Origin of the sequence: Aquimarina sp. TRL1, from assembly GCF_013365535.1 — a bacterium.
Taxonomy (GTDB): domain Bacteria; phylum Bacteroidota; class Bacteroidia; order Flavobacteriales; family Flavobacteriaceae; genus Aquimarina; species Aquimarina hainanensis.
The window spans coordinates 1,859,978-1,874,983 of the sequence record NZ_CP053590.1; the positions used below are offsets into that span (position 1 = coordinate 1,859,978).

Here is a 15,006-nt window from a genome sequence, read left to right on the forward strand (position 1 = left end):
TTGACTATGTTTGAGGAAATATACTGACCCAATTAAACTTCAAAGATGAACAAAAAAACCATAAATGCCTTTGTCTTGTCCAGAAAAATGGTAGCAGCAGGTCTTATTTCTACCAGTTTGTTAGTGCAGAGTTGTGGAGGAGATGGTTCTCCAAGAATTAAGGACTCTGTAGAAAAAACAGTGTACGAGTCTACTAAAGGTGTTGTTACAGAAGTAGAAGAGGTAGAACCAGGTAATGAATATAAGATTATTGATGAACGTATTATTGATGAAAAAGAAAAGTCAATAGCAATTGTTCATACATTAGAAGGAACTACTGATACATTGTCGCTTCGTACAATGAAAGACGAGAGCAGTTCTAATGGAAGCTATAGACATTCTGGTTTGAGAAGTATTTTACTGTATTCATTAGCAGGTTCTTTTTTTAACAGAAATTTAGGAAGTGTATCTCCGAATGCGAATAATTATAAAACACCTGGTGCTTATGAAAAGTCAACTGGGTTAAAAAATGATTTAAAAAGTTCTGCGACTACACGTAGGGTTCGTGTTCCGGGAAGTTCATCAACAGGATATGGTAAAGGAAAATCTTTTAGATCCTTTGGAGGATAGTCGTTTTAAGGAAATTAAGCGATTAAAAAAGAAACATGTTCCTCATCAATTACATTGGTATTTGAAGGAGGATTATTTTTCAGAAGAGTTGTTAGGGGTTTATCCCTCTGAGATACATCAATTCACAAAAACAGCTGAAGAAGCATACCAATTGTTTGAAAAAGCGACAGCGCATATTATTGCCAATGATGCTTTGGAAAAACTACAAATCCCATCTTTTTTTAAAGAGTGTATTGTACATAGCTGGAACAATCGTAAGAAGCATGCCTTTTTATACGGGCGCTTTGATCTTAATGCCGGATTCAATAATACAAGAGCGAAGGTTATTGAATTTAATGCAGATACCTGTAGCACATTACCAGAAACTATTTTTTGGCAACCCTTACAATTAGAAAAACTAGGAAACCAGTTTAGGCAGTATAATACACTGGAAAGAGATATTACCGAATCGCTGAAAAACTTACGCAGTTCCATGTCTCATGAAAAACCAGTTTTTCTGGCTTCTACATTCGGATATAAAGAAGATATATTGAATGCCAATTGTGTAATGGGTGCAGCTTATAAGGCGGGGTATGAGCCTTTCTATTGTGATCTGGAGCAGGTTGTTTTTTCTGAAGAAGAAGGGATTTTTTACGAAGTTGGAGGAGAATATCAACCCGTAGATGTATGGTTTAAAATTGTGCCTTGGGACTGGATGTTTACTGAGGAACCGGAATTAGCAAAAACATTGGCAACCATTGTTCAAAAAGAGTTATGTGTGGTGTTAAATCCTGCATATACAGCTATTTGGCAAAACAAAAAATTCCTGGCGTATATTACAGAGCATTTTCCGAATCAGGTGATTGCAGAAACATATCTGACAGAAGAAAAACTGCAAGGAAGAGACTATGTGTCTAAACCTATATATGGACGGTTGGGGGAGAATGTTACCCTTTCCAGAGGAAAAGAAATACATTCTAAAGGAGATTATGGTCAGCAGTCCAGAGTGTACCAACGATTTTATCCTTTGGTAAAAGACAAAGAAGAGTACTATTATCAGACAGGAGTTGTGTATACCCAGAAGCCCTCTGCAATAAACTTTAGAACACAAGAGAGTCCCATTATTACAGATGATTGTGAGTTTATGTCACATTTTATCTGGTAATGTTTTAAGAGGATTTATAGGCGGCTTTCTGCTGCATTAAGAGGCATTTGAAGCTCCACTTTGACTAATATTTCCCCTTTTTAGCTCGTGGATTTCAATCGTATCAGAATGTAATAAATCAGCAAGCATGTTCTTGACTAAGGTTACGTCAAAATCTTTGCAGGAAAACACATCGATAGCAGCATAGCTATGTTCTGGCCATGTATGGATGCTGATATGACTTTCCTCTAATAATATAAACCCGGTCACTCCAATAGGATCAAACTGCTTAAATGCTTCCTGAACTTTGGAAAGTCCTAGTTCGTCTACTACCTTATGAAGTACTTCTCTGATATACGGAACGTAAGAAAGTTTTTGGGTGTCGTTAGTATACACATCCCATGTACAATGTAAGCCTAAATGAGGCATAAATCTTATGTAAGAATTAAATTATTAGTTCTGTTATTCTTCTCCTCTGGAGCTTTGTATTTGCTCCATCAATTCATAAGGGTCACTTAGTTTTAATAAAAGCGTGTATTGTTCATCACTGTCAACCTGTACCATTTCCGGAAGCGATTCTCTAGGGCCGTAATCCCAGGATACTTTTGTAATTACATTGCTTATTACATCGTAATTCCCTTCTATCTCTGTTCCTAAATAAGTGATTTTTTTAGAAGGAAGTGTGCTGATGTAACTATTTTGAAATGCAGGACTTCCATAATATTGTTCACTGAGAAGGTATCTCGTTTCTGTAGGGTTCACCATATACAGACGTTCTGTAAAGTTGTGAGTAATAATACTATCATTAGCCAGAGTAACCGTATGTTCCCCTTTTCCCATTTCTACCCAGACAACTTCTTTGGCAGGGACTTCAACAAGTAAAGTGTCTATTTTTACCTCTACAGGAAGGTTAGTAGGATTGTCAATAGCTAAATCTACATTGTTGCTGCATGATAGCGCAAGAAAACTAATAAATACAAGAAGAAATATTTTTTTCATAATTGGGATTGGGCTTAGTAAACTGAGGCTAATATAACGAAAATAATAAAGAATCAGCTATATCTTACTTTTCTTAAAATACGAATGGATTCTTTATACAATTGATAGACCTCTGTACTGTACAATTTTATGTATGGTTTAGCACCTTCCAGTTTTTCTTTTGCTTCTTTGAACTCATTAAAATAACAAATAAGATAGGTTCCAGGTAGCGCAAACAGGTCTTTTTCTTCTTGCGGGGATAATGGAACCTTGTTTTTCAGCTTTTCCAGAATTGCATTGTTGTTGTTGTAAAAATGATATAAGGTTTTTCTGTTGAATTTTGGAGGCTTGAATAAAAGCTTATTCTCTATATCATAACTGGCATTGTTTTTAAAAGAAATAGTAACCTCCTCCAGGGGGTAATACTTATAAGAGTTGTTAAGTCCGAGTTGTACATACTCGATAATTTTGAATTTTTCATCCGAAATATAGATACTTACCTCATCAAACTGAGAGTAGAACAATTTTACCTGTTCATTGATAAGAGCGATATCTACACGGGAATAATAAGTGTCTTCTTTGGTTTGCTTCTCCTTACCAGCCCAGCAAATAACAAAATACTCCTTAAATACCTTGTAGTTAGGGTTGTAGTCTTTTCTGGAGCTCATAAAATCAAAGACTCCATCTAGTGTAAGTTTGATGTTATTACGTGCATGGCTTTCTATTGCTTCTACAACTGTGGAGTTGGTGTCTTTTAGCTCTATGTCAAAAACCTTAGGCATACTCATGCTGCCTTCTCTAAAGAAGACACTGCCTCCATAGTATTTCCAAATATTTTTTCTCAAAGAACAGATCTTGTTCTTGATGGCACGAATAGAAACAAGACCGACAACTTTATCACTGGGTAAATGAGGGAAATGGATATTTTCATAAGCAACCAGAGGGGGGTTGTCCAGATAGGCATTTACCAGATTTTGAATTTTACTGTCATCAAAAAAATCTACTCCAACAATTCTGTTGTCGTCATCTTCAACTCCGATAACGATATAGGAATTGTTTTCTGGGTTAGAATTAGCCAAAGCACAAATGTGTTTCAGAAACTTGGCTTTTCCTTCCTTTTCAGACAAGTTTAGTTTTCGTTTTTTGTCATAAAAACTATTTTCATCATTATGAGCCAATAAATTTTTAATAAGAAGACGTTTGTTAATCACAATAAAAATGTTTTTTAGTAGAGGTTAATGCTTCTTGGTTGGACTCATTATTTTTTGATTAATGATCTGTGTGTCGGGTGATATCAGACAGAAGTCTTATTAATAATAGAGGCTGTTGCCTGGGCGGTAGGATATACAACCAGGTCAGCAATATTGACATGATAAGGTCGAGTTACAACAAAAGCTATAATATCGGCAATATCTTCTGCAGATAATGGAGTATATCCTTCATAAACAGGTATTGCTTTTTGTTGATCTCCTTTAAAGCGAACTTCACTGAATTCAGTAGCGACCAATCCGGGATGTATTGCCCCAACTCTGATACCGTGCTTATTGAGGTCTATTCGCATTCCTGTATTGATGGCATCCACAGCAGATTTACTAGCACAATATACTCCTCCATTAGGATATACACTTTTAGCAGCAATAGATCCAATGTTAATGATGTGCCCTGATTGACGGCTGACCATTCCTGGAATAATTGCTTTAGAAACATACAGTAACCCCTTTACATTAATATCAATCATAGCATCCCAGTCATCAATATTCCCTTCTTGAATTGGATCGAGCCCATGTGCATTTCCAGCATTGTTGATTAGAATATCAATGTTTTTAAAATTATCAGGAAGTGAATCGATTTGTTTTAATGTTTCTTCCCGGTCTCTGATATCAAAAGCTAAGATGTGTACTTGCACCTGTTTTTCTAATTCTTCCTTTAAAGCGAGTAATCGTTCTTTTCTTCTTCCACATAAAATGAGATTTATTTGGTGTTTAGCAAGTTCAATTGCAGTAGATTTTCCGATACCACTTGTCGCACCAGTAATGAATGCCGTTTTCATAGTTTTTTGTTTTTTTCAATCCTGCAACATTACAAAGTGAGTTTCGTCTTTGGGATATACCATTGCAGAAGGCGATGAAAATCGCTATGTCAAATTTTTCTTTAAATATAATGCAAAAAAAGAGTTTAATAGAAATTGTTTTGCGTAATGATTTTAGCAGGCTATTTTGTAGTTGATTTATAAAGTAGCTGTTTGAAAGAAACTTTTAAAATTAGGATAGTTGAGGAGAAGCAAATCTCATCTAGTAAGTTAAACGAAAAATATTTGGACGATTTGCAATGTTTGTATAGGAATATTAAATTCACGGCTTTAAAAATAAAAATAGATGGAAGAAAACAGTTCTATTGATATTACCTCAATAAATGAAAAGATACAACAGGAATCTGCTTTTGTAGACTTGTTAACTATGGAAATGAATAAAGTGATCGTAGGTCAGAAACACATGGTCGAACGATTACTGATAGGGTTGTTAGGACAAGGTCACATTCTATTGGAAGGGGTTCCTGGTTTAGCAAAAACCCTGGCGATTAATACGTTGTCCAAAGCAGTACATGGAGATTTTAGCCGAATTCAGTTTACTCCGGATTTATTACCGGCAGATGTAATAGGAACCTTGATTTATAATATGAAAGAGAATGATTTCTCGATCAAGAAAGGACCAATTTTTGCTAATTTTGTTTTAGCGGATGAGATTAACAGGGCTCCTGCCAAAGTGCAAAGTGCCTTACTGGAAGCAATGCAGGAAAAACAAGTGACAATCGGAGATGAAACTTTTGTGTTAGATAAGCCATTTTTGGTAATGGCTACTCAAAACCCGGTAGAACAGGAAGGAACATACCCGCTACCAGAAGCACAAGTCGATCGTTTTATGCTGAAAACAGTTATAGACTACCCTAAATTAGAGGAAGAGCAACTGATTGTACGAGCAAATCTTAAGGGATCTTTTGATACTGTAAATCCAGTGGTTTCCTTAGAACAAATCCTTAAGGCGCAACAAGCTGTGAAGGAAGTGTATATGGATGAGAAAATCGAGAAATACATTCTCGATATCATTTTTGCAACGAGATATCCAGAACGTTATGGACTGGAAAACCTAAAACCATTAATCGGTTTCGGAGCTTCTCCGAGAGGGAGTATCAATTTGGCAACTGCAGCAAAATGCTACGCCTTTATTAAGAGAAGAGGATATGTAATTCCTGAAGATGTGAGAGCTATTGTACATGATGTATTAAGACATCGAATTGGAATTACTTATGAAGCAGAAGCAGAAAATGTAACTTCAGTAGATATTATCAATAAGATTGTCAACGAGATCGAAGTGCCATAGAGAACAGTTGTCAAACTGTTAGAACCCTGTATAGAACATACAATTACATGAGCACCTGCTGAAACAAGATTATGGATACGAAAGAGCTACTAAAAAAAGTACGAAAAATAGAAATAAAGACACGTCGTCTTAGTGATCATATCTTTGGAGGAGAATACCACTCTACTTTCAAAGGTAGAGGGATGACGTTTAGTGAGGTTCGTCAATACCAGTTTGGAGATGATGTACGGAATATTGACTGGAATGTAACCGCTCGTTATAACGAACCATATGTAAAAGTTTTTGAAGAAGAAAGAGAGCTAACCATGATGTTAATGGTAGACGCTTCAGGTTCTCAGTTGTTTGGTACAAAACAGCAGTTCAAAAAAGAAATCATCACAGAAATAGCGGCAACACTTGCTTTTTCTGCAACTCAAAACAATGATAAAATCGGACTTATTCTATTTACGGATGAAATAGAACTCTTTATTCCCCCTAAAAAAGGAAGATCTCATGTATTGAGGATTATAAGAGAATTACTTGAATTCGAACCGAAAAGTAAACAAACAAATATCACGGAAGCACTCAAGTTTTTGTCTAGTGTTATGAAGAAAAAAGCGATTGTTTTTATGCTTTCTGATTTTATAGCAGATGAATATCAGCAAACGCTAAAAATAGTAGGGAAACGACATGATGTGACTGGTATCAGAGTGTATGATCAAAGAGAAGAAGAAATTCCGAATCTCGGATTGGTACAGATGGAAGATGAGGAAACCGGAGAAAGTGTTTTGGTGAATACCAGTTCTAAGAAGGTAAGACGTAATTATGCCGCTTTTTATGCAGAAAAGACAGCGTATTTTAAAGATAGTTTTACCAGAAGTGGATCGGGCTCATTAAGTACTAGGGTGGATGAGAGTTATGTGAAAAAATTATTAGGATATTTTAAACGTAGAGGGTAGTTAAACATGATGCAGATACGGAAAAAAACAGAAGATACATACAATAAAAGCTACCTGATACTCGCTTTAGTTGTCTTTTTATTGGGGCTGGGAAAGCATCAAAGTTATGGGCAGGTAAAAACAAGTATCAATGCAACTTCTATAAAAATAGGTGAAGAGTTGAAGTATACTCTTAAGGTAGAGGTAGATACAACAGCAGTAGTAGTGTTTCCTGAAGGAGCTACTTTTTCTCCTTTAGAAGTTATTGAATCATATGCGATAGACAGCACAAAGAAAGATGGAAAGTTACAGTTATTGAAAGAATATGGTTTGACTCAATTTGATTCTGGTCATTATACGATTCCTCAACAGCACATTCGGTTAGGGGATAAAATAATACTGACAGATTCCTTAAAGGTTGAAGTGCGTGATGTACCGGTAGATACTACTAAGCAAAAAATGTATGCGATCAAACCTTTGGTTGAGGTAGAATCTAAAGCAGATTATTCTGGGATATTACCAGTGGTTTTGATGATTATAGGAGGGGTACTGCTGATAGCTGTTATAGTATTTTTGTTACTGAGAAAACGCAAGAAGAAGATCGCAAAAGAAAAAGAATTACCACCCTATGAGAGAGCTATCCAAACCCTTCAGGAGATTGATCAATCGGGATTATTAGCAAAGGATTCTCATAAAGAATATTATTCTAAGTTGAGTGATACCGCGAGAAAATATATAGATGAAGAGATATATGATCATGCGATGGAGAGTACAACGGATGAGCTGATTACACGATTAGAATCAGAGATTGCTTCCGGGAGTTTGACACTGGATATCGAAACAGTAAAGGAGTTGGAAAACGTTTTGAAAACAGCAGATATGGCTAAGTTTGCAAAATCAAAACCAGATTTAGGGATTGCCAAAGCTGACCGAACAGTGATTGAGCAAATCATTCATAAGACTAAGGAGGCTATTCCAGAACCAACCGAAGAAGAACTGTTAGCAGATGAAACATATCGTCAACAAGTAGCGATAAAACAACGGAATAAAAATATTGTCATCGGTAGTGTTGCTACAGTAGCATTGGTAACAATTATGATTGTCGTACTGGGATTAGTAAGAGGTTTTGGAGTACTTAAAGATGATATATTCGGGCATCCAACCAAAGAATTGGCAGAAAAACAGTGGATAACAAGTGAATATGGAGCGCCAGCTGTAACTATTTCTACTCCAGAAGTATTGATCAGAAACACATATCAGTTGACAGAAGAGCAAAAACAGATCCTGAAAGGGAATGAGAGTTTTACTTATGGAAGTTTGTTGGATAACTTTTATATCGTCATTTCTGGAGTAAAGTTCAAGAAGGATACAGAAGTTGATCTGAAAAAAGCAGTAGAAGGAGTTGTAGGTTCTTTTGAAGCTCAGGGAGCAAAAAATATTACCGTTAAAGATGACGAATACAAGACATTGGCAGGAGCAGAAGGAATTAAGATTTTCGGAACATTGGAGGTAGAGAATCCGGTATTAAAAGAAACGCTAAAGAAAGAATATGTTATGCTAAACTTTGCAGAAGGAGGAGGGTTTCAGCAGATAACAGTAGTTTATAATCAGGAGGACCGATATGCGAAGGAGGTAGCCGACCGAATAGTAAACTCTGTAGAATTAAAAAGCACCAAATAATTATGTTTGAAAATTTCACATTCGAGAACCCACAGTTTTTTTGGTTGTTTTTATTGCTGCCAGGGGTAATTGCCTGGTATTTTTGGAAAAGAAATAAACAACAGGCGGTACTGAAAATTTCCAGTGTCAAAGGATTCAAAGCAGAAACCTCTGTATTAGCTAAAATAAAGCCAGTGTTGTTTTTACTTAGAATACTTTCTCTGGCATTGCTGATCATTGCATTGGCACGCCCAAGAACGGTAGATGTTTCTTCGAGAACTAAAACTACAAAAGGAATTGATATTGTGATGGCAATAGATGTATCTGGTAGTATGTTGGCAAAGGATTTGCGACCTAATCGTTTAGAAGCTTTAAAAAAGGTAGCTGCTGATTTTATAAAAGGTCGCCCAAGTGATCGTATTGGATTAGTAGTATATGCAGGAGAGAGTTATACCAAAACTCCGATTACTAGCGATAAGACTATTGTTTTAGGAGCGCTTAAGGATATTAGGTATAACAATGTTCTGGAGAATGGAACAGCTATTGGAATGGGGCTGGCAACAGCTGTTAATAGATTAAAAGATAGTAAGGCAAAAAGCAAAGTGGTTATTTTGCTTACGGATGGTTCTAATAACTCAGGATTTATTGACCCTAAGATAGCCTCGGAACTTGCAGTAGAATATGGAATAAAAACATATACAATAGGAATAGGTACCAATGGAATGGCATTGGCTCCAGTAGCAATACGCCCTAATGGCTCGTTTCAATATGGAAATGTACAAGTAGAAATAGACGAAAAGCTATTAAAGGAAATAGCAAAGGTGACCAAAGGAAAATATTTTAGAGCAACTAATAATTCAAAACTAAAAGAAATATATCAGGAAATAGACAAACTAGAAAAAACCGATATAGAGGAATTTAAATTCTATAACTATGAAGAAAAATTCAGAATGTTAGTTTTGCTTGCCGGTTTGTTTTTGTTGTTGGAGATCTTGTTGAGGTATACGGTTTTTAGAAGTTTTGTCTGATAAACAAAAAAAGAACCTCAATAGAAGTCTTAGGGGAGTATTTTGAAATAATTTTTGATTTTGAGGGCACACCTCAAAATAGTAATAGCTCACTTGGTGAGTACAATATTAGGAATAGTAAGTTATGTATGTACTGGAAGAAAAGATATATTTTTGGCTGTTGTTGGTGATTCCCATCATTGTACTTCTGTTTGTAGGAGTATTAGTTTGGAAGAATACCACTCAGAAAAAATTTGCAGAGAAACATTTGCTAAAAAGATTAAGTCCGGATCAATCTGTACTGAAGTCTATTCTCAAAGTAACTGTTGCTTGTCTGGCAATTGCTTTTATGATTATAGCGTTGGTTAATCCTAAGATGGGAACCAAACTAGAAACTGTAAAAAGAGAAGGGGTGGATGTTGTATTTGCTATTGATGTTTCTAAAAGTATGTTGGCAGAGGATATCGCTCCTAACCGATTGGATAAGGCAAAGCAGCTAGTAACTCAAATCGTGAATAATCTGGCGAGCGATCGGGTAGGAATTATAGCTTATGCAGGAAGTGCATTTCCTCAGTTACCCATTACTACAGATTATGCTTCTGCAAAAATGTTTTTGCAGTCAATGAATACGGATATTTTATCATCACAGGGAACGGCTATTAATGAAGCAATACAACTGGCAAAAACATATTATAATGATGAAGAGCAAACAAATAGGGTGTTATTTATTATTAGTGATGGAGAAGATCATGAAGGAAATGTAGGAGCGATAGCTAAAGATGCAGCAGCAGAAGGAATTCGTATTTTTACCATTGGGGTTGGATCAGCAAAAGGAGGTCCTATTCCTATTAAGAGAAATGGGGTAGTTCAGAACTATAAAAAGAACAATCAGGGAGAAACGGTAATCACCAGACTGGATAAAAATACCTTGCAGGAGATTGCCGATCAGGCAAATGGGGAGTACATCGATGGGAGAAGTACGAATAAGGTGATTGAAAAAGTAACATCTCTATTACATAATATGGATAAAAAAGAGTTTGAAACCAAACAATATGCAGACTTCAAAGATCAGTTCCAATGGTTTCTGGGGATCGCCCTATTTTTATTAATTTTAGATGTTTTTTTATTAGAAAGAAAAACAGCCTGGTTAAAGAAATTAAACTTGTTTAATGAGCGATAGTATTAGTAGAGAACAAGTGCTAACATAAAATAAGCAGATGAAGACGAAAATAATACTCTTATTTATTCTACAAACAATTGTAGGGTTTGGACAAGAAGAGAGACAAAAAATAGAAGAAGAAGGGACGCGTTTTGTAGCAAATGCTAATGAAGTATTGGTTAAAGATGGGAATTTCCCAAAAGCAGAAGGAGAATATAGAAAAGCAATTGCAGTAAACCCGGCAGATGCTACGGCAAAGTATAATTTAGCAAATGCATATTACAACTCCAGTAAATTTGACGAAGCGACAAAGCGATATAGCGACATGGTCAAGGTGGCCACAACCAAAGCAGAAAAACACAAAGCTTTCCACAATCAAGGAAATGTGTTCATGGAGCAAAAAAAATACAAAGAAGCGGTAGAAGCGTATAAGAATGCGTTGAGAAATAACCCAAAAGATGAAGAGACGCGTTATAACCTTGCTTTGGCCAAAAAGAAATTAGAAAAGGAACAAAAGAAAAATAAACAGAATAAGGATAATAAAGACAACAAAGATAACAAAGACAATAAAGATAAAGATCAAAAGGACAAGGATCAGAAAGATAAAGATCAGAATAAAGACAAGAAAGAAGGAGGCGATGAGAAGGAGAATAAAGGAGATAAGGGAGATGAGAAAGATAAAAAAGGAAAGGATGAAAAAGATGATCGGGGAGATCCTAAAGATAAAGATGATAAAAAAGATAAAGGAAAAGAAGGAGATAAAGAGAAGAAGGATCAAAAACCAGAACAGGGAAAACCGAAGCAAATGCAAGGAAAGCTTTCTCCTCAGCAGGTAAAAAGCCTATTAGAAGCAATGAATAATCAGGAGAAAAAAGTCCAGGATAAAATAAATGCTAAAAAAGCCAAAGGCGCAAAAGTAAAAACAGAAAAAGACTGGTGATTTTATGAGATAATCAACTGCCTCGGGGACAAGCACACGAGGCACTCAAAGGAAACTACCATAAATAAAATATTTCGGCATACATGTCGGAGCAGTTACACCTCACTTAGTGAGTAAAGCAATGCAAAGAACAGTCTGTAGAAAGAAATGCTATAAGAACAAATGAAATTACAATTAATTTTTCTAACGCTATTTTTAACGCTGATACAAGCGGTAGAGGCTCAGGTCAAATTTGAAGCCAAAGTGAGTAAGGAAAAACTCGGGATGAATGAGCGGTTGCGGGTGGATTTTGAAATGAATCAGGATGGAGATAATTTTACACCCCCTAATTTTTCAGGTTTTCAGGTGATAGGAGGTCCTAACCAATCGATTAGTAATACCTGGGTAAATGGAAAACGTAGCTATTCGAAATCATTCAGCTACTATTTGTCGCCAACACGCCGTGGGAAATTTACTATTAAGCAAGCAACTATAGAGATCAATGGAGAAACCTATAAAACACTACCTGTAAAAGTAGAAGTTACAGCATCAGTTGATAAGCCTAAGGATGGGAATAGTTCGGATGTTATTGCTAGTGAGAACTTGCATTTGGTAGCAGAAGTATCCAAATCAACTCCTTATCTGAATGAAGCAATTACTGTAGAGTACAAACTTTATGTGAGTCCCCGGATTAATGTGAGTAACTGGAAAGAATTAGATAGTCCCAAATACAGTGATTTTTGGAGTCAGGCTATCGATATGAAACAACTCAAAGTAAGAAATGGAGAGTATAATGGAGAACCTTATCGCTATGTAGTTTTGAGGAAAACAGTGTTATATCCACAAAAGACAGGAAAACTGAATATAGAACCGTTAACGCTTTCTGTAACGGTAGATGTGCCAACAAATAGACGCGATTTTTTTGGAGGTAGATTGTATACATCTATCGATAAAAGGGTAGCTGCAGGAAACAGAACCATACGCGTAAAACCTTTGCCAGAACAAGGGCGTCCAGATGACTTTACCGGGGCGGTTGGTACTTTTGAATTTGATGTGAAAGTAAACAAGACAGTCCTGAGCGCTACAGAATCGCTAGAAGCTAGAGTGTCTGTTTTTGGGAATGGGAATCTGAAATTATTTGACATACCTACTTTATCAGTGCCTAATGGATTAGAGAAGTACGAACCAGAGCATAATGAACGTGTGCGTACAAATCTGTCAGGAATGGCAGGAACGATATCTGATACGTATACGTTGGTACCGCAATATAAAGGGAAGTATCCTTTGCCTTCCTTGTCGTTTAGTTATTTTGATCTAAAGACAGAAAGTTATAAAAGAATTACCTCAGATGAGATTATAATAAATGTTAATAAAGGACCAGAGGGGAATACTGAAGTTGAAGGAAATGATGAATCAAATAAGACGTTTAAAAAAGTGGTAACCCAGGTGGGAAATCAATTTCGATTTATAAAAACAGATACGGCTTTGACACTGGTTGAAAAAAAATATTTCTTTAAATCTACCCCGTATTGGTTAGCCCTGACACTCCCTTTATTAGCTATTCCAGTATTTCTTTTTCTAGGGAAGAAACGGGAGGAAAGAAAAAGTGATGTCAAAGGAAACAGAGTGAGAAAAGCTGATAAGCTGGCGAGAAAATACCTGTCTGAGGCGAAGAAAAATCTAGGAGACCAAAAGGCATTTTATATTGCCATGGAAAAAGCATTGCATAATTACCTGAAAGCAAAATTGTCCATTCAGACAAGTGATATGAGTAAAGAACGTATTCAGCGCTTACTAAAAGAAAAGAATGTGGATGAGGCAACTTCTATTGAGTTTATAGCGTTATTAGAGAGTTGCGAATTTGCGAGGTACACACCTTCTTCTGGTTCGGCAATGCAACAAGATTACGACAAGGCATCAAGAGTGATTGCAGCAATGGATAAACGATTATAAAACAAAGCTGAAAAATGAAGAGAATAATTTATATCATAGTTTTATTATGTTCAGCGATAGTAACAGCACAAGGTCAAACGTTTCTTGAACAGGCAAATGCATTATATACCTCTGAGAAATATCAGGAGGCAATTAATATGTATATGAAGGTAATTGATCAGAAACAGGAAGAGTCAGTTGCTTTGTATTATAATTTAGCAAATGCGCATTATAAATTGAGTAATATCGGACCGAGTATCTATTATTATGAAAAAGCATTAAAACTTGATCCTAGTGATAGCGATGTATTGAATAACCTTGCTTTTGCACAAAAGGCAACCATCGATAAGATAGACAGTATGCCAGAAGGAGTAATTACGAAAGTAATAAAATCTGTAACGAACCTGTTTACTTTTGATGGGTGGGCATGGATTTCTGTAATAGGAATTATTTTGTTTGTTGTTTTATTCTTTTTGTATAGTTCAGCAACGATCGCTATGAGAAAAAGATTTTTCTTTATAGGGGCGTGGGCAATGTTCTTTATAGGATTTTGGGCTGTTTTTATGGCCTTTAGACAGTATGATTATGTAACAGAAAATCAATTTGCGGTTATTTTTTCATCAGAGGCTGAGGTAAAAAGTGAACCAAATTTGAAGAGCGAAAGAGTCTTCGAGCTACATGAAGGAACCAAGGTGAAAGTGCTTGAAACAGTGAATGATTGGAAGAAAATAAGACTAACAGACGGTAAAATAGGATGGATGCCGGCTGATAATCTAAAAGAATTATGAATTTTAAAGAGGATTTAACAATTCCTTGAACAAGTGTTAGTATATTTACGTAAAATTGCAATAATGTTCGCAAGAAAAAGACAAATAGCGAAAGTATTAATCGTGTTTGGTTTTATTCTTAGCCTCTCTAACTATGGATTGGAGCTGGTGAACGTTTTCATGTGCCATGATGAAATAACCTATAGCCTTATTGATTCAGAAGAAAATACTGACCCCAAAGAAAAAGAAGGAAAAGAAAAGGAAAGTGTCGATCAAAAAGGAAAAATCTCTCAATTTTTTGATATGAGTAGCATGGCTTTATGCAATTTGCTTATAGAGGTTTACCCACAACAACGATTTCTTAATTCGGTCGTCTTTCTGGAATTTACCACCCCTCCTCCGGAGACCATTTGATACAATCATCTTACCAAAATGTATATCATAAGCAAATAATTACTGATTCCAGTAGTGAACATGTTGCTTGTTTGTGATAAAATAAGTATTATTAATTTCTATTTAATCTAACCTGCTTTTGTAGCATGTTACAAAAGCCCGACTT

The 15,006-nt window shown here is 35.9% G+C and carries 15 protein-coding genes; 11 read left to right on the plus strand and 4 right to left on the minus strand.

What is annotated here, in order from left to right:
- Positions 1 to 45: 45 nt before the first annotated feature.
- Together HN014_RS07520 and HN014_RS07525 are read left to right on the plus strand one after the other, a co-directional pair.
- Positions 46 to 609 carry a hypothetical protein gene (locus tag HN014_RS07520; protein WP_176028268.1) on the plus strand — a complete coding sequence of 188 codons (564 nt, stop codon included), beginning with the start codon at positions 46 to 48 and terminating at the stop codon, positions 607 to 609.
- A complete protein-coding gene (locus HN014_RS07525; RefSeq protein WP_176028269.1) occupies positions 572 to 1,753 on the plus strand; it encodes a glutathionylspermidine synthase family protein in 1,182 nt (393 codons plus the stop codon). The genes HN014_RS07520 and HN014_RS07525 overlap by 38 nt, the downstream gene beginning before the upstream one ends.
- 36 nt (positions 1,754 to 1,789) lie before the next feature.
- Here HN014_RS07525 and speD read toward each other — a convergent pair whose 3' ends face one another.
- The 4 genes from speD to HN014_RS07545 form a co-directional block, all read right to left on the minus strand.
- A complete protein-coding gene (gene speD, locus HN014_RS07530; protein ID WP_176028270.1) occupies positions 1,790 to 2,161 on the minus strand; it encodes an adenosylmethionine decarboxylase in 372 nt (123 codons plus the stop codon).
- 33 nt (positions 2,162 to 2,194) lie between these two features.
- Positions 2,195 to 2,731: a hypothetical protein gene (locus HN014_RS07535; RefSeq protein ID WP_176028271.1), complete on the minus strand. Its 537-nt coding sequence runs from the start codon at positions 2,729 to 2,731 to the stop codon at positions 2,195 to 2,197.
- 53 nt (positions 2,732 to 2,784) lie between these two features.
- Positions 2,785 to 3,921, minus strand: coding sequence for an ATP-binding protein (locus tag HN014_RS07540; RefSeq protein ID WP_176028272.1), 1,137 nt, complete (start codon positions 3,919 to 3,921; stop codon positions 2,785 to 2,787).
- Between the two features lie 83 nt (positions 3,922 to 4,004).
- Positions 4,005 to 4,760, minus strand: a complete 756-nt coding sequence (locus HN014_RS07545) for an SDR family NAD(P)-dependent oxidoreductase (protein ID WP_176028273.1) — start codon at positions 4,758 to 4,760, stop codon at positions 4,005 to 4,007.
- A gap of 325 nt (positions 4,761 to 5,085) precedes the next feature.
- Here HN014_RS07545 and HN014_RS07550 point away from each other — a divergent pair, with 325 nt between their 5' ends.
- From HN014_RS07550 to HN014_RS07590, 9 genes are all read left to right on the plus strand, one after another.
- On the plus strand, positions 5,086 to 6,087 hold the full coding sequence (locus HN014_RS07550) for a MoxR family ATPase (protein WP_176028274.1): 1,002 nt from the start codon (positions 5,086 to 5,088) through the stop codon (positions 6,085 to 6,087).
- A gap of 71 nt (positions 6,088 to 6,158) precedes the next feature.
- Positions 6,159 to 7,025: a DUF58 domain-containing protein gene (locus tag HN014_RS07555; RefSeq protein ID WP_176028275.1), complete on the plus strand. Its 867-nt coding sequence runs from the start codon at positions 6,159 to 6,161 to the stop codon at positions 7,023 to 7,025.
- A gap of 6 nt (positions 7,026 to 7,031) precedes the next feature.
- Entirely contained in the window at positions 7,032 to 8,684 is a 1,653-nt protein-coding gene (locus HN014_RS07560) for a DUF4381 domain-containing protein (protein WP_176028276.1), read from the plus strand.
- A gap of 2 nt (positions 8,685 to 8,686) precedes the next feature.
- Positions 8,687 to 9,691, plus strand: coding sequence for a VWA domain-containing protein (locus HN014_RS07565; protein WP_176028277.1), 1,005 nt, complete (start codon positions 8,687 to 8,689; stop codon positions 9,689 to 9,691).
- 124 nt (positions 9,692 to 9,815) lie between these two features.
- Positions 9,816 to 10,850 (plus strand): VWA domain-containing protein, encoded by a 1,035-nt coding sequence (locus HN014_RS07570; protein WP_176028278.1) that lies wholly within the window; start codon positions 9,816 to 9,818, stop codon positions 10,848 to 10,850.
- Between the two features lie 37 nt (positions 10,851 to 10,887).
- Positions 10,888 to 11,769 carry a tetratricopeptide repeat protein gene (locus HN014_RS07575; protein WP_176028279.1) on the plus strand — a complete coding sequence of 294 codons (882 nt, stop codon included), beginning with the start codon at positions 10,888 to 10,890 and terminating at the stop codon, positions 11,767 to 11,769.
- A gap of 162 nt (positions 11,770 to 11,931) precedes the next feature.
- A complete protein-coding gene (locus HN014_RS07580; RefSeq protein WP_176028280.1) occupies positions 11,932 to 13,701 on the plus strand; it encodes a BatD family protein in 1,770 nt (589 codons plus the stop codon).
- Positions 13,702 to 13,715: 14 nt separating this feature from the next.
- A complete protein-coding gene (locus tag HN014_RS07585) occupies positions 13,716 to 14,468 on the plus strand; it encodes an SH3 domain-containing protein (RefSeq protein WP_176028281.1) in 753 nt (250 codons plus the stop codon).
- 63 nt (positions 14,469 to 14,531) lie between these two features.
- Positions 14,532 to 14,861, plus strand: a complete 330-nt coding sequence (locus HN014_RS07590) for a hypothetical protein (RefSeq protein ID WP_176028282.1) — start codon at positions 14,532 to 14,534, stop codon at positions 14,859 to 14,861.
- Positions 14,862 to 15,006: the final 145 nt, after the last annotated feature.